Genomic DNA, 14,139 nt, shown 5'->3' with positions numbered 1-14,139 from the left:
GTCAAGGGTCCGAACCCCAACCGCCGGACGCGCGGAAGCAGTTGCGCATCCTGACGCTAGGCTGTCGTCATGTCGGAACGAGGCAGAGTCACCCTGAGCGATGTCGCGGCGGTCGCCGGGGTGTCGCTCTCCACGGCGTCACGCGCGCTGAACGGCGGCGGCCGGGTCTCGGCCGCGACGCGCTCACGCATCGCGGAGGCGGCGCGCAGGCTCGATTTCCGGCCCAACGCCCTGGCCCAGTCCTTCGCGTTGGGCCGGAGCCGCACGATCGGCGTGCTCGCGCAGAACGCCCGGGGGGCCTTCACCGAACCGGTGCTGGTCGGGGCGGTCGCCCATCTCGGCAGCCGGGAACAGGCCTGTCTGCTCTACGACACGGGCCTCGACCCGGAGTCGATGGCCGACGGGGTGCGCAGGCTGCTGGCCCGGCGGGTCGACGGGGTCCTGGTCCTCGGTGACGGTCTCCTCACCCGTCTACGATCCGTCACGGCCGACTTCTCCGTCCCGGTCGCCTACGCGTTCGGGCTCACCGACCGGCCGGACGACTCCTGTTACGTCCCCGACAGCCACATGGCCGGGCGGCTGGCGGGCGAGCATCTGCTGTCGCTGGGCAGACGGCATATCGCGCATCTCACGGGCGACGCGGCCGACACCGCCGCGGCGGGACGCGAGCGGGGGCTGATGGCCTCGCTCGCCGAGGCCGGGCTGGCCCCTGCGGCGAAGACGCTGCGGGGCGACTGGAGCCGGACCTGGGGGGCCGCCGCCTGCCGTCGTCTGATCGGCTCGGGCACCCGGTTCGACGCCGTGTTCTGCGGCAACGACCAGATCGCGCTGGGGGCGGAGTCGGCCCTGCGGGAGTCGGGTCGCCGGGTCCCGGACGACGTGGCGCTGGTCGGCGTGGACAACTGGGAGCACGTGATCAGCGGCCGGCGCACCCGCCATCTCACCACCGTGGACATGGGGCTGGCCGGGCTGGGTGCCGCCGCCGCGGCCCAGGTGGCCGACGGCCGGGACGACCCCGGCGTGCACGACCACCCGTGCACGCTGGTGGTCGGCGCGACGACGGCCGGGGCGGCGCCGGGCGTCTGAGCCGGCCGGGTCCGGGGCCCGCGCTCATCCGGCGGCGGCGAGCCGGGCCCTCGGCTGCACGGTGACGAGCCCGATGCCCCCGCAGCACACCGCGAGGAGCAGCAGTTCGGCGGGAGAGGGGGCGGGCGCGGTGCCCAGCGCCCAGTCCCCCATGCGCACGGTGAAGGGGACGGCCAACTGCACGGCGGCCGTGAAGACGGGCCCGCGGAGCAGGATGAGCCGGTGCTGTACGAGGTAGGCGGGCGCGTAGACGGCCGCGCCCAGTACCACGGTGCCGCCGATCGCCGCGGGCGTCGGCGGGTGGGCGATCAGCGCGGGCAGAGCCATCGGCAGCAGCAGACAAGTGGCGGCCGCGAGCAGTACCGGCAGTACGGCGAGCGGCGGCAGCCCCGAAAGCCGTCGGCGGTACAGGAACCCGTACACGGCGAAGGCCACGGTCGCCGCCGCCACCAGCAGCAGCCCCACCCCGTCCGCCTCCCCCGCGTCCGCGCCGAGCGCCGCGTAGCCGACGGCCGCGGCGCAGGCGAGCACCGCTCCCGTCACCTTGCGCGGCCCGGACCGTTCACCGAAGAACATCGCGCCGACCGCGACCGAGGCGCACGGCATCAGCGCGACGACGAGGTTGGTCAGCGAGGTGCCGATACGCGGGATGGCGAGGAGCGTCCCCGCCGCGTACCCGGCGAATCCGAGCAGGCCCAGCAGCCAGACGGTGCCCGGCCGGGCGGCGGCCCGGCGCAGGTCGGCCCGGCCCTGCGCGCTGGAGGCGGCGACGGCGCTGAGCACCGCGCAGCACACGGCGGTGCGGCCCACGGCGACGATCAGCGGATCGGTCCCGGTGACCAGGGCGCCGGAGAGCAGCCAGGTTCCGGAGAGCAGCAGGACGAGGACGGCCGGCATCGCATGGCCTTTCCGTGGGCGGCGAAGGCGCGGGCGGTGGGTGCCCGGCCCGGGACCGGCCCGTGGCGTACTGGTCCCGCCCCCGCAGCCAGTTTCCTGTAGCGGCCAACTATAGCGACGGGGAAGGCCGGTTCCACCGGGCCCGCTCCGGCTCCGCCGCGGGGCCGGAGCGGCCCGTACCCGTCATTCGGGCCAGGGGGAATCCAGGATGGTGTCCACGAAGTCGCCGCGTTCGAACCCGGGGACGTAGTGCTCCAGGACATCGGCCTTCACATTGCCGAAGGTGGTCTCGGGCTTGGGCGCGATGCCTTCGGTGAAGGCTTCGAGGATGCGCCGTTTGAAGTCCGGGCGGGGGTGGAGCGCGACGACCGCCGCGCGGTCGGCCTCGCTGATGCCGTCGTATCCGATGCCCAGGACGTCGTACTCCACACCGGCCGTCACCAGGGCGACCTCGGGCTCCATGTGGGCGGGGATTCCCGGCGTCGTGTGGAGCGCGATGGCCGTCCAGACCCGCCGGACACTGTCCTCCGGCACACCGCGGCTCTGCAGGAATCGCCGCGCCTCGTCGGCGCTGTCCACCTCGAAGCGGCGTCCGCTGCCACGGAATTCCTCGTTGAGGCCGAGATCGTGGAACATGGCGGCGACGTAGAGCAGTTCGGGGTCGAAGCTCAGTCCGCGGCCGTGTCCTTGGAGCCCGCCGAAGAAGTAGACGCGGCGGGAGTGGTGGTAGATCAGGTCGTCGGTCATGTCGCGGACCAACTGGGTTGCTTCCGAAGCGAGTCGGGTGTCGGGAACCGTCACGGTGGTGGGGAGGTCGGCGCTGCCGGGCATGGGAACTCCTTCGTCGTACGGCGTTTCGGTGTGCGGCCCCGTCCGTCCTGCGGCACGGCGCGGGGCGGGGGTGCCGGTCAGCCCCCGGCCGTCCCGTCCCTTTCCGCCGGGGAGAGGTGGAGATGGGCCAGGTCGTGCGGGACCGGCCCATCGGGGCGGAAGAGCGGCGCGCTCTCGCCGTCGGCCGCCGTGGCCGGGGCGTCCGTGAGGCGCAGGCGGGTGCGCAGCCGCCCGTAGAAGTCGTTCGGGCCGAGCCTGATGATCCGCAGCCGGCGCGGTGCGGCGTACACCCCGAGCCAGTCCCCGGCGTGCAGGACGCCGCGCAGCTGGCCGTCGATGGTGACGGCGACCTGTCCCGAGTGCGGCAGGACCCGCACGGCGACCGGTTCGTCGGGTGCGGCGACCACGGTGCGGTCGAAGGTCATGTGCGCCGCGACGGGCGTGAAGACGACGGCGTCCATGCGCGGGGAGACCACCGGGCCGCCGGCGGCGAAGCTGTAGGCGGTCGATCCGGTGGGTGTGGCCATGATGACCGCGTCGGCCGAGTAGGAGGCGAGGAGGCGGCCGCCGATGTAGACGCCGAGGCTCACCTGCCGGTCGCGGGCGAGCTTCTCCACGACGACGTCGTTGAGCGCGGTGACGTCCAGTGCCACGCCCCAGCCCTCCGCCGCGGCCTCCTCGTCCGGGGAGACCTGGGGAGGCGGCAGCATCGGACGCCTGCCGTAGCCCATCAGGGCGTCGATGTCCGGGGGCACTTCGAGGACGCGGGAGGCCCGCAGGGTCAGGGTCATGCGCTCCTCGACCTCCGCCCGCCCCCGGTGGACGGCGTCCAGCGCCCGGACCACGTCCTCGGCCGGTACCTCGGTGAGGAAGCCGACGCGGCCCAGGTCGATCCCGAGGACGGCGCCGTCGTTCTTGGCGGCGATCCTGGCGCCGCGCAGGAACGTCCCGTCGCCGCCGAGCGTCACGATGAGATCGGGGTTGCCCGCGACGTCGGCCTCCTCGCGCCCGCCGCGCCGGCGTGCGTCGCCGCGCCACACGTCGATGTCGGTGCACGGGATCGCCTCGCGGGCGCACCAGTCGCGTACGACGCCCGCCGCGACGACGGCCTCGGGACGGCCCTGGTGTACGACGACTCCGACCCGCTCGACACTCATCCCTGCCACGACTCCCCGTGCTCCGACGACGCCTTGGTCCCACTGTGCGGGAGTCGGGGCGGTGTCCGCCCGCCGTGGGGCCCGACACGGCACCCGGTCAGGCGATCGGGTCCGGTGAGGGGCCCGGGTGGCCGGTCGGGCGGAACGGGAACGGCCCGCCGGTGGACGCTCTCCACCGGCGGGCCGGACGTCGTGCGGGACGCCCCGGGGGGTCAGGGCTGCGCGTCCTCCGGGATGCTGACCAGCCAGCGGGTCTCCCGGCGGGGCCGCAGGTAGAGCGCCCAGTAGAGCGTGGCCACTGCGGTGATCCCGCCGGTCCACAGCAGGTACTCGGTCTCCTGCTGGGTCAGGATGTACGCCAGCACCGCGATCAGCAGCACGGGTATGGCGGGCCAGAGCGGCATGCGCCAGGCCGGTGCCCCGCGGTGCGCGCCGCGCCGGCAGAGCAGGGCCGCGACGGCGACCAGCAGGTACATGGCGGTGACGGAGACGCCGGTGACGCCGTACAGGGTGTCGAGGTTGACGAAGCAGAGCGCCGCGCCGGGGACGCCGACGACCAGGGTCGCGACCCAGGGAGAACCGAACCGGCCCAGGCGGGACAGGGCGTCGTTGACCGGCGCGGGCCAGGCCTTGTCGCGTGCGGAGGCGAAGAGCACCCGTGAGTTCTGGATGACCATCACGATGCCCGCGTTGATGATCGCCAGGGCGACGCAGAGACTGACGAAGGTGCCGACGGCCGAGTTGGACCAGGCGGCGACCATGGTGTTGAGGTCGCCCGAGGTGAGGGCCGCCAGGTCCGGCGCGCCCAGGGTGATCGCGATGACCGGGACGAGGATGACCGCCGTGGAGATGGCGAGGGTGGCGAGCACGGTGCGGGCCACGTTGCGCCGCGGGTTCTCCAGCTCCTCCGAGAGGTAGACGGCCGTGGAGAAGCCCTGGGTGATGAAGAGCGCGATCGCGAGACCGGAGACCACCATCATCGCGGTGACGGTCGAGCTCCCGCCGCCCGAGGAGGCGACCGTGCCGTGCACCAGGGCCGAGGCGCCGCGCTCGGAGTGCGCGAAGCCGAGGACGGCGACGACGCCCGCCGCGATCACTTCGAGGACCAGGAAGATTCCGGTGATCCACGCGTTGGCGCGCAGGTCCAGGAGACCGGCGAGGGTGGCGAGCACCATGACGCCCGCGCCCGCGAGGGGCGCCGGGATGTGCACGAGGGGTTCGAGGTAGTCGGCCGTGCCCATGGCGATGACCGGCGGCACGATCATCACCACCAGCAGCGAGAGCACGAAGACCAGCCACCCGGCGAGCCGCCCCGCCATGGTCGACACCATGGCGTACTCGCCGCCGGCGCTCGGGATGAGCGTGCCCAGCTCCGAGTAGCAGAACGCGACCGCGATGCAGAGCAGCGAACCGATGGCGATGGTGAGGGCGGTGTACGTGCCGAGGCTGGAGAACAGGTCCGGCACGACCACGAAAAGGGTGGAGGCGGGCGTCACGCAGGAGAGCGTGAGCAGTGTTCCGCCCACGACGCCGATGGAACGCTTGAGCTTCTGTGGAGTGGGGCCGGTCGCTGGGGCGAGCGCCTGGGGAGCGCTGAGCGTTTCGGTCATCGTGCGGTTCCGATCGACAGGTGCGGTGTTGGAGCACGGGAGCGGTATCGCCTCCAGACGAGGACGTGGTGAGTGGTTTCGTCGCTCCCAGCGCGATATGCAATCCTGACGTGTTCCGCAGGTCAAGAGCTGTTCACCTTCGGAATTCGTTGTTCCGAAGGCTTGATCCAACGATTTTGCGCTAACACCGGCCTGTCTTGCGGGGATCGGCGGGCACGGGAACCGCAGCCCCGGCCGAGGGAAAGTTTCGTCCATTTCCAGCATCCGGGAGCCCGGAGCGCCGCCCTTGCCGCACGGGGGCGTGCGCGGGCGCGGCAGGGCACCAACCCCGTGGGTAGCGCATCCACGGGGTTGGTGCCAGCCTGGAGTCATGGCTTGGGCGTCTTGGACGACTTGCGGTGTGTTCTCCGGGCACGGCGGCGTGCTCACGGAGGAGGTCGGTGTCCTGTCCGGGGACCTGACCGTCCACACGACCTGGGCGGAGGACACGGCCCAGGTCACGGTGCAGTACACGGGCGCGATCGACTGGTTCACCATGTCGGGCAGTCCCGTGCCGTGCCGTTCCGAGGAGGACAGCCGCCGTCTGCACGACGCGGCGGTGCAGGCGGTACGGGCCGGGCAGGCCGCCACCGTACCCGCGCCGCCCCGCACCCGTCCGGGACAGGCGTCGGCGTCCGCGCCGGAGTGACGTCGGGGCGGCGGCGGAGCGGCGGCGGAGCGGCGGCGGTCACGCGTCGCGGAGCGCCGCGGCGACCAGCCCCGCGATCTCGTCCCGCGGGACGTCCCCGCCGCCCACCAGCCGGTCGAAGACCAGCCCGTCCACGCAGGCCAGGAGGGTGAGCGTGCGGTTCCCGGCGTCGGCCGCCCCCTGCGCGTCCAGGAAGGCCCGTACGGCCTCGCGGGCCGCGTTCCCGCGCGGCACGAGGATCTCCCGCAGCTCCGGGTGGTGCACGCTCTCGACGGCGCAGGCGTAGCGGGCGAGCGACCTCCGGCGCCCCTCCCCCGTCAGCCGCCGTGCGACGAAGACGGCGAGACCGTCCGTCAGCCGGTCCGCGTCGGACACCGCCCCCGCCTGCTCACCGGCCGTCCGCAGCCACCCGGATCCGCTCGCCGAGGTCCACCGCCGGTTCGGCGGCCGGCACGATCCCATTCCCGCCCTGCCGGCGGCGACCCGTCCCGAGGCCGTCCTGCACCACGACATCGACGAGTTGGCCGTACCGCTGCCGTCCTACGCGGTGGGCCGGATCGCCCTGCTCGGCGACGCCGCCCATGCCATGACCCCGAACCTCGGCCAGGGAGCCTGCCAGGCACTGGAGGACGCGGCGACACCGGCCGCCGCGCTCTCCACCGCGCCCACGGTCGACGCGGCGCTCGGACGTTACGACGCCGAGCGCCGCCCCCGCAGCCAGTCGGTCGTCCGGGCCGCGCGCCTGGCCGGCCGGATGGGGCACCGGCTGTCGCATCCCGCGGCCGTCGCGCTGCGCGACGCGGCGCTGCGGATCGCACCGTCCCGCGTCACCGTCCGCACGATCCTGCGCCACGCCGACTGGACGCCCCCGCGACCGGGCTGATCGCGGGAACCGGCCGGTCCGGGGGCCGTTCTGTGCGTCAGTAGGCCCCGTTGACGTTGTCGATGGAGCCGTACTTGTCGGCCGCGTAGTTGCAGGCCGCCGTGATGTTGGCGACGGGGTCGTAGCTGTCCATCGCCGTGCCGGGCACGTGGTAGGCCCGGAAGGTGGGGTCGATGATCTGGAGCAGCCCCTTGGACGGCGTGCCGGCGACGGCGTTCGAGTCCCAGTTGTTGATGGCGCGCGGGTTGCCGGAGGACTCGCGCATGACGTTGCGGTGGATGCCGTCGTAGCTGCCGGGGATGCCGTGCTCGGCCATGACGGCCAGCGACTCCTTGATCCAGCCGTCCAGGTCGTTCGTGTACGCGGCGGCCGGTGCGGCTGCGGCGACGGTCTGCGTCGGCGCCGCCGCGGCGGCGTGGGCACCGATCAGCGGAAGCATGAGGACGGCCGCCCCCGTGCCCGCGGCGATGAAGCCCCGGGTCAGCGAGGAGGGGGTGCGACGACGACGGTACGTACCCGTTGCGGGCATGGTGGATTCCTCTCCGTCGCCTGCGAGGTGAGCTGTCGGGTTCGGGCTGGAGCTGCCCGGCCGCACATGGAGTGCGACTTCACCCCGAGCCGTTCCGGACACCGGACCGGCGGCCTGCTTGGGTTCCCCGCTCCTGCCTTGCACGAATGGGTGGGATGTCCGGGGCGGCGGCAGGATTCGGCGTTCCGTCCGGATTGACGGAGACCGTAGGCGAGAAAAGCCGAAAGGGACAAGACCCCAATTTCCGAATGCAATTCACTTACAAGATCGAATGGAGGGAACAGCGGTAACCCAGCTCACACCGGGCCATTCCCGCCCCTTGCACGGAAAGGGGACCGGGGGTCGCCGGCGGCCTCCGGGAGCTCGGACGTGACTCGCACCACAGGCCCGCGCATGGCGCTTCCCGCATCCCATCAAAAGCCGTGATTCACTCAAATCACTTTTAAATAAACAAAAGGCTAATCGGCTCCAAATGTGCATAACGGGCATAAGGTCTCGCGGTGCGACCCCTCCGCGTCCGTCCGCGGCTCTCGGCCGGGAGGCATTGCCATCGCCCCACCCCGCAGCTATCGTTACCGGGTCCTGTTGTCTCCGATCGAGGTGGACGTTGCGCATCTGAGGTCCGCGAACATCGCGCCGTACGGCTCAGCCCGTACGCCCGTCACGCCGACGCAGCCTTCCGTGCTGCCCGTGACCCCGCGTGGATGCGACCTCGGTGCATGAGCCGTCCCCGATCTTCAGGGCCGCCACACCCCTCTCCGCCGTCCGGTCGCCGCGTGGTGCTCGCATACGAATCCCCCTTCATTTCGTTTGCGACTGCGAGGAACAACATGGCGACACCCACCACCCCCGGCGCTTCCCTCACCTGCTCGGCGCTGTCCTTCCACTGGCCGGACGGCACGGCCGTCTTCGACGAGCTCTCCCTCTCCATCGGCCGGGGCCGGGTCGGCCTCGTCGGCAGCAACGGCGCCGGCAAGTCCACCCTGCTGCGGCTGCTCGCCGGCCGGCTGCGCCCCTCCCAGGGTTCGGTGACCGTCGGCGGCAGCCTCGCCCACCTGCCGCAGAACGTCACCCTCGACACCACACTGCGGGTGGACCGGGCCCTCGGTATCGCCGAGCGGCGCGACGCACTGCGCGCCGTCGAGTCGGGCGAGGTCGACGAGAGGCACTTCGAGACGATCGGCGACGAATGGGACGTCGAGGAGCGGGCCCTGGCGACGCTGGGCTCGCTCGGCCTCGGCGGGATCGAACTGGACCGCACCGTAGGCCAGTTGTCGGGCGGGGAGACCGTACTGCTGCGCCTGGCGGCGCTGCTGCTGGAGCGTCCCGACGTCCTGCTCCTGGACGAACCCACCAACAACCTCGACGCGTTCGCGCGTCGCAGGCTCTACGAGGCCGTCGACTCCTGGCGCTCCGGCGTCCTGGTCGTGGTCAGCCACGACCGGGAACTGCTGGAGCGGGTGGACCGCATCGCGGAACTGCGCACCGGGTCACTGCACTGGTACGGCGGCGGCTGGTCCGCGTACCAGGAAGCCGTGGCCGTCGAACAGGAGGCCGCGGGGCGGACGTTGCGGGCCGCCGAGGCGGACCTGCGCCGCCAGAAACGTGAACTGGAGGAGACCCGGGTGAAGCTGGCCAGGCGTCGGCGCAACGGAAGGAAGGCCGAGGCCGAGGGCGGTCTGCCGAAGATCCTGGCCGGCCGCCGCAAGCGGGCCGCGCAGGAGTCGGCGGGCAAGCTGCGCGGCGTCCACGAGGAGCGGCTCGATCAGGCGCGCGAGCGCCGGGAGGAGGCCGCGGAGTCCGTCCGCGACGACGCCGAGATCCGTGTGAGCCTGCCGGGCACGGCGGTCCCCACCGGGCGCGCCGTGCTGAGCCTGGACCGGGTGCGGCCCCGGTTCGGCAGGCTGCGCGAAGGGACGCTGCGGGTGCACGGGCCCGAGCGGATCGCGCTCGTCGGCCGCAACGGCGCCGGGAAGACGACGCTGCTGCGCACGCTCACCGGTGAACTGGCCCCCCGGTCCGGCGAGGCCAGGACCTTCGTGCCGACGCGGTTCCTTCCGCAACGGCTCGATGTGCTGGACGAGGAGCTGAGCGTCGCGGCCAACGTGGCCCGTGCGGCTCCCGGGGTCACCGACAACCACGTCCGCGCCCAGCTCGCGCGCTTCCTGTTCCGGGGCAGGCGCGCGGAACAGGAGGCGGGCACGCTCTCGGGCGGGGAACGCTTCCGGGCCGCGCTCGCGGCGACGCTGCTCGCCGCTCCGGCCCCGCAGCTGCTGATGATGGACGAGCCGACCAACAACCTGGACCTCGCCAGTGCGCGGCAGCTGACCGACGCGCTGGAGTCCTACGAGGGGGCGCTCCTGATCGCCAGTCACGATCTGCCGTTCCTCGAATCGATCGGCGTCACCCGGTGGCTGCTGGTCGAGGAGGAGCTCCGGGAGACCACAGCGCAGGAGGTGGCCGAGCTGCTCGCGGCACCGGGGACCCCGGCCTGAACGCACGGCGGCCGGGCCCCCGGGGCACCGGGGGTTCGGGCTCTCCCACGACACCGGCGGGCGTCGTGGGAGAGCCCGAACCCTGCGGGGATCAGAGCCTGTCGAGGATCTTGTTCAGCTGCTCGATCTCGGCCGTCTGGGCGGTGACGACGGCGTCGGCGAGCTTCTTCGCGTCGGCGTCGGCGCCGTTCTTCCGCTCGGCCTCGGCCATGGTGACCGCCCCCTGGTGGTGGCCGATCATGAGCTGGGCGAACTTCTTGTCGAAGTCCTTGCCCCTGGCCGCCGTCAGCTCGCTCATGTCCTTGTCGGACATCATTCCGGGCATCCCCGAACCGTCCGGCCCGTGGTCCATGCCGGGCATGTCACCCATCGAGGACGAGGCGGAGGGCTGCGGCACGCCCCACGACGTCAGCCAGCGCCGCATCGTGTCGATCTCGGGGTCCTGGGCCTTCTCGATCGCGGTGGCCAGCTTCCTGATCCCGGGGTCGGCGGCACGGCCGTCGGCCAGCGCCGCCATCTCGACGGCCTGCTGGTGATGCGGGATCATCCGCTGCGCGAACTCCACGTCCGCGTCGTTGAACGTGCCGCCGGAGGCGGCCGGCGCGGAGGCACGGCCCGAGCCGTGCTCCATGCCGGGCATGGACGGATCCTTGGACTTCGAGCCGTCGGAGGACCCGCAGGCCGTCAGGGCCAGGGCGAGGGCGGCGACGGCGGCCGCCGCGAGCGGGCGGCGGGCACAGGAACGGGAAACGGACATCACAGGTTCTCTCCAGGTGGATGCGCCACGTCCGTGGCGCGCGAAAGGGCAGGGGGTCCGGCCGGTCCGGCCCCGAAGGGCGGCGGACCGGCGGGTCCCGTCACGTCCGCGCGACGCCCACCTGGAGCAGCAGATCCCTCCCCGCGAACGGCGGTCCCCGCCGTTCCGGTCCGTGTACGGCGCTGCGGTGCCCGGCGAGCTCCCGGACGGCCGGGAGCGCCGGCCCCGGCGCCGCCGGCAACGGCAGCACCCGGTCACGGGCCTGGGTGAAGACGCACGACCCGCCGTCCGCCTCGGACCGGGCCCCGGCCGCGAGAGCGGGTCCGTGCCCGCCCGGCGCCGCAGAGTGACCGGCGGTCGTCGTCGGGGGCACGGACGCGGACGCGGTCACGGCCATCGCGTCGTGACAGCCCTCCGCGGCGCTCGCCGGTGCGCCGTGCATGAGGAACAGCCCGGACAGCACGGCGCACAGCACGAACAGCCGGAACGTGCCCGGTGTGCGCGTCCGTCGGCGGTCCACGGCTGCCTCGCCCATTTCGCTCGTACGGGTCCTGCGGTGCGAGGCCGACGATACCCCCACCGGGTTTCCGGCCCGGTGCCGGCCCGCTCCTCCGGCCGCCCGGAGCCGTCGCCCGTTCCCGGACCATCCGGCTGCGGGAGCGGCGCGTTCCCGTCCCGGGAGGTGCGGAAACAGCGTTTTCGTCACCGAATGCGGAACCAATTCCTGCCGTTTACTCTCGGACGTGGATCTATGCCGCCCACAGTCGTGAACCGTCAGGAAGCGAGATCCCATGCAGCGGCTCAGGAAATCGGGAATCGCCGGGGAGCTCTCCGCGGAGTTTCTCGGCACGATGATTCTCATCCTCTTCGGCTGTGGCGTCGTGGCCCAGGTCGTGGCGGGAGGTGCGCTCACCGACCCGCCCGGCGGCCTCGGGAATCACGACAGCATCGCCTGGGCATGGGGCCTCGGCGTCACCCTGGGCGTCTATGTGGCGGGCCGGCTGAGCGGCGCCCATCTCAATCCGGCGGTGACGGTCTCGCTGGCCGCCTTCAAGGACTTCCCCTGGCGGAAGGTGGCTCCGTACTCCCTCGCGCAGCTCGCGGGCGCGTTCGTCGGGGCGCTGGTGGTGCGGTGGAACTACACGGAGGCGCTGGCGAAGGCGGATCCCGGGCACACGATCAAGACGCAGTTCGTCTTCTCCACCCTGCCCGCCAACGGGAACCCGGCCCTTCCGGTGCACGAATGGGGAGCGTTCCGGGACCAGGTCATCGGCACCGCCATCCTCATCCTGCTCATCTTCGCGGTCACCGACCTCCTCAACACCCCGCCGGGCGTCAACCTCAGCCCCTTCGTCGTGGGCCTCATCGTGGTGGCCATCGGCATGGCCTTCGGGACCAATGCCGGGTACGCGATCAATCCGGCCCGTGACCTCGGCCCCCGGCTCGCGAGCTTCCTCACCGGATACGGCGGGGCGTGGCGGGACCAGTACGGGAACCTCTACTTCTGGGTGCCGATCGTGGGGCCGCTCGTCGGCGGCCTGGTGGGGGCGTTCCTCTACCAGGCCCTCATCAGCCGCTTCCTGCCCTCGCCTGAGGAGGAACCGGAGGGCAGCATCCCCGTACTGCCCGAGAAGTGACGCCCGGTCCCATCACCGCGCCCGGACTCAGGAGAGGGAGCACGCCATGGCGGACTTCGTCGGAGCAGTGGACCAAGGCACCACCAGCAGCCGCTTCATGATCTTCGATCACGGCGGGAACGAAGTGGCCCGCCACCAGTTGGAGCACGAACAGATCCTGCCCCGGCCCGGGTGGGTGGAGCACGACCCGGTGGAGATCTGGGAACGTACCAACTCGGTGATGCAGACCGCTCTGCGCACCGGGGGGCTGAGCGCCACCGATCTCGACGCCATCGGGATCACCAACCAGCGCGAGACGACCGTGGTCTGGGACCCGCGCACCGGCCGCCCGTACTGCAACGCCATCGTGTGGCAGGACACCCGCACCGACTCGATCGCCAAGGCCCTGGAGAAGGAGGGCCATGGCGAGGTGATCCGGCGCAAGTCGGGACTCCCGCCGGCCACCTACTTCTCCGGCGGGAAGATCAAGTGGATCCTCGACCACGTCGACGGGGTCCGCGCGGCCGCGGAGCGGGGGCACGCGGTGTTCGGGAACACCGACAGCTGGGTGCTGTGGAACCTCACCGGCGGCCCCGACGGCGGCATCCACGCCACCGATGTGACCAACGCCAGCCGGACGATGCTGATGAACCTGGAGACGCTCGACTGGGACGAGGAACTGCTGGAGGTCTTCGGCATCCCCCGGGCGATGCTCCCGGCCATCAGGCCCTCCTCCGACGCGGAGGCGTACGGGCGCACCCGTACGTCCCGGCCGCTGCGCGCGGCGATCCCGATCACCGGGGTGCTCGGCGACCAGCAGGCCGCCACGGTGGGGCAGGTGTGCTTCGAACCGGGCGAGGCGAAGAACACGTACGGCACGGGGAACTTCCTGGTCCTCAACACCGGTACGGAGCTGATCCGGTCGAAGCACGGGCTCCTCACGACCGTCGCCTACCGGTTCGGGCGCAGTGCGCCGGTCTATGCCCTGGAGGGCTCCATCGCGGTCACCGGGTCCGCGGTGCAGTGGCTGCGCGACCAGATGAAGATCATCACCTCCGCGAGCGAGAGCGAACACCTCGCCCGGACCGTCCAGGACAACGGCGGGATGTACTTCGTACCGGCCTTCTCCGGTCTCTTCGCCCCGTACTGGCGCTCGGACGCCCGGGGTGCCATCGTCGGCCTGGCCCGCTACAACACCAACGGCCATCTGGCACGGGCCACCCTGGAGGCCATCTGCTACCAGAGCCGGGACGTGGTGGAGGCGATGGAGCAGGACTCCGGCGTCCACCTCGATGTGCTCAAGGTCGACGGCGGGGTCACGGCCAACGACCTGTGCATGCAGATCCAGGCGGATGTGCTCGGCGTCCCGGTCAGCCGCCCGGTCGTCGCCGAGACGACCGCGCTCGGTGCCGCCTACGCGGCCGGGCTGGCCACCGGATTCTGGCGGGACCAGGGCGAGTTGCGGGAGCACTGGCAGGAGTCGAAGCGCTGGGAGCCGCAGTGGAGCGAGGAGCGGCGGGCCGAGGGATACGCGAACTGGAAGCGAGCCGTGGAACGCACCCTGGACTGGGTGAGCGTGGAGTGACGCTC

12 protein-coding genes, 2 pseudogenes and 1 riboswitch are annotated in these 14,139 nt (G+C 72.2%); of the genes and pseudogenes, 6 read left to right on the top strand and 8 right to left on the bottom strand.

All coding sequences use genetic code 11. From position 1 onward, the window contains the following. Window positions 1-69 precede the first annotated feature (69 nt). Window positions 70-1,086, top strand: coding sequence for a LacI family DNA-binding transcriptional regulator (locus ACFVFH_RS23850; protein WP_383772060.1), 1,017 nt, complete (start codon window positions 70-72; stop codon window positions 1,084-1,086). 24 nt (window positions 1,087-1,110) lie between these two features. On the opposite strand, the gene ACFVFH_RS23845 is transcribed toward ACFVFH_RS23850, so the two are convergent. The 4 genes from ACFVFH_RS23845 to ACFVFH_RS23830 all read right to left on the bottom strand — a co-directional run bounded on the left by ACFVFH_RS23845 (window position 1,111) and on the right by ACFVFH_RS23830 (window position 5,581). Continuing rightward, complete coding sequence (locus ACFVFH_RS23845) at window positions 1,111-1,983, bottom strand: EamA family transporter (RefSeq protein ID WP_383772058.1); 873 nt, start codon at window positions 1,981-1,983, stop codon at window positions 1,111-1,113. 183 nt (window positions 1,984-2,166) lie between these two features. Beyond that, window positions 2,167-2,814 (bottom strand): HD domain-containing protein, encoded by a 648-nt coding sequence (locus tag ACFVFH_RS23840; protein ID WP_383772056.1) that lies wholly within the window; start codon window positions 2,812-2,814, stop codon window positions 2,167-2,169. A gap of 77 nt (window positions 2,815-2,891) precedes the next feature. Then, a complete protein-coding gene (locus ACFVFH_RS23835; protein WP_383772054.1) occupies window positions 2,892-3,971 on the bottom strand; it encodes an NAD(+)/NADH kinase in 1,080 nt (359 codons plus the stop codon). Between the two features lie 212 nt (window positions 3,972-4,183). Beyond that, complete coding sequence (locus tag ACFVFH_RS23830; protein ID WP_383772052.1) at window positions 4,184-5,581, bottom strand: APC family permease; 1,398 nt, start codon at window positions 5,579-5,581, stop codon at window positions 4,184-4,186. 370 nt (window positions 5,582-5,951) lie between these two features. On the opposite strand from ACFVFH_RS23830, the gene ACFVFH_RS23825 reads away from it, so the two are divergent. After that, on the top strand, window positions 5,952-6,269 hold the full coding sequence (locus ACFVFH_RS23825) for a hypothetical protein (RefSeq protein ID WP_383772050.1): 318 nt from the start codon (window positions 5,952-5,954) through the stop codon (window positions 6,267-6,269). A gap of 39 nt (window positions 6,270-6,308) precedes the next feature. On the opposite strand, the pseudogene ACFVFH_RS23820 reads toward ACFVFH_RS23825, so the two are convergent. Beyond that, a pseudogene (locus ACFVFH_RS23820) lies at window positions 6,309-6,674 on the bottom strand (TetR family transcriptional regulator C-terminal domain-containing protein); the annotation flags it as partial. Window positions 6,675-6,678: 4 nt separating this feature from the next. On the opposite strand from ACFVFH_RS23820, the pseudogene ACFVFH_RS23815 reads away from it, so the two are divergent. Continuing rightward, window positions 6,679-7,152, top strand: a pseudogene (locus tag ACFVFH_RS23815) (FAD-dependent monooxygenase); the annotation flags it as partial. A gap of 37 nt (window positions 7,153-7,189) precedes the next feature. Here ACFVFH_RS23815 and ACFVFH_RS23810 read toward each other — a convergent pair. Continuing rightward, entirely contained in the window at window positions 7,190-7,681 is a 492-nt protein-coding gene (locus tag ACFVFH_RS23810; protein WP_383772048.1) for a transglycosylase SLT domain-containing protein, read from the bottom strand. Between the two features lie 4 nt (window positions 7,682-7,685). Beyond that, window positions 7,686-7,844: riboswitch (cyclic di-AMP (ydaO/yuaA leader) on the bottom strand. 667 nt (window positions 7,845-8,511) lie between these two features. On the opposite strand from ACFVFH_RS23810, the gene ACFVFH_RS23805 reads away from it, so the two are divergent. Then, window positions 8,512-10,176 (top strand): ABC-F family ATP-binding cassette domain-containing protein, encoded by a 1,665-nt coding sequence (locus ACFVFH_RS23805; protein WP_383772046.1) that lies wholly within the window; start codon window positions 8,512-8,514, stop codon window positions 10,174-10,176. A gap of 91 nt (window positions 10,177-10,267) precedes the next feature. Here the strand turns inward: ACFVFH_RS23805 and ACFVFH_RS23800 are convergent, their stop codons facing one another. Next, window positions 10,268-10,933 carry a DUF305 domain-containing protein gene (locus tag ACFVFH_RS23800; RefSeq protein WP_383772044.1) on the bottom strand — a complete coding sequence of 222 codons (666 nt, stop codon included), beginning with the start codon at window positions 10,931-10,933 and terminating at the stop codon, window positions 10,268-10,270. A gap of 100 nt (window positions 10,934-11,033) precedes the next feature. After that, a complete protein-coding gene (locus tag ACFVFH_RS23795) occupies window positions 11,034-11,513 on the bottom strand; it encodes a hypothetical protein (RefSeq protein WP_383772042.1) in 480 nt (159 codons plus the stop codon). 211 nt (window positions 11,514-11,724) lie between these two features. Here ACFVFH_RS23795 and ACFVFH_RS23790 point away from each other — a divergent pair, with 211 nt between their 5' ends. Both ACFVFH_RS23790 and glpK read left to right on the top strand, forming a co-directional pair. After that, a complete protein-coding gene (locus ACFVFH_RS23790) occupies window positions 11,725-12,570 on the top strand; it encodes an MIP/aquaporin family protein (protein WP_383772041.1) in 846 nt (281 codons plus the stop codon). A gap of 46 nt (window positions 12,571-12,616) precedes the next feature. Further along, window positions 12,617-14,134, top strand: a complete 1,518-nt coding sequence (glpK, locus tag ACFVFH_RS23785; RefSeq protein ID WP_383772039.1) for a glycerol kinase GlpK — start codon at window positions 12,617-12,619, stop codon at window positions 14,132-14,134. The last annotated feature ends 5 nt before the right edge of the window (window positions 14,135-14,139 follow it).

The organism is Streptomyces sp. NPDC057697, from assembly GCF_042799335.1.
Classification (GTDB): domain Bacteria; phylum Actinomycetota; class Actinomycetes; order Streptomycetales; family Streptomycetaceae; genus Streptomyces.
This window is presented reverse-complemented; position numbering and strand designations above follow the sequence as displayed.

Coding starts and splice junctions, on each gene's coding strand:
- ACFVFH_RS23805 (WP_383772046.1), top strand. CDS start 8,512: ATGGCGACACCCACCACCCCCGGCGCTTCCCTCACCTGCTCGGCGCTG.
- ACFVFH_RS23840 (WP_383772056.1), bottom strand. CDS start 2,814: ATGCCCGGCAGCGCCGACCTCCCCACCACCGTGACGGTTCCCGACACC.
- ACFVFH_RS23810 (WP_383772048.1), bottom strand. CDS start 7,681: ATGCCCGCAACGGGTACGTACCGTCGTCGTCGCACCCCCTCCTCGCTG.
- ACFVFH_RS23800 (WP_383772044.1), bottom strand. CDS start 10,933: ATGTCCGTTTCCCGTTCCTGTGCCCGCCGCCCGCTCGCGGCGGCCGCC.
- ACFVFH_RS23790 (WP_383772041.1), top strand. CDS start 11,725: ATGCAGCGGCTCAGGAAATCGGGAATCGCCGGGGAGCTCTCCGCGGAG.
- ACFVFH_RS23845 (WP_383772058.1), bottom strand. CDS start 1,983: ATGCCGGCCGTCCTCGTCCTGCTGCTCTCCGGAACCTGGCTGCTCTCC.
- glpK (WP_383772039.1), top strand. CDS start 12,617: ATGGCGGACTTCGTCGGAGCAGTGGACCAAGGCACCACCAGCAGCCGC.
- ACFVFH_RS23830 (WP_383772052.1), bottom strand. CDS start 5,581: ATGACCGAAACGCTCAGCGCTCCCCAGGCGCTCGCCCCAGCGACCGGC.
- ACFVFH_RS23850 (WP_383772060.1), top strand. CDS start 70: ATGTCGGAACGAGGCAGAGTCACCCTGAGCGATGTCGCGGCGGTCGCC.
- ACFVFH_RS23825 (WP_383772050.1), top strand. CDS start 5,952: ATGGCTTGGGCGTCTTGGACGACTTGCGGTGTGTTCTCCGGGCACGGC.
- ACFVFH_RS23835 (WP_383772054.1), bottom strand. CDS start 3,971: ATGAGTGTCGAGCGGGTCGGAGTCGTCGTACACCAGGGCCGTCCCGAG.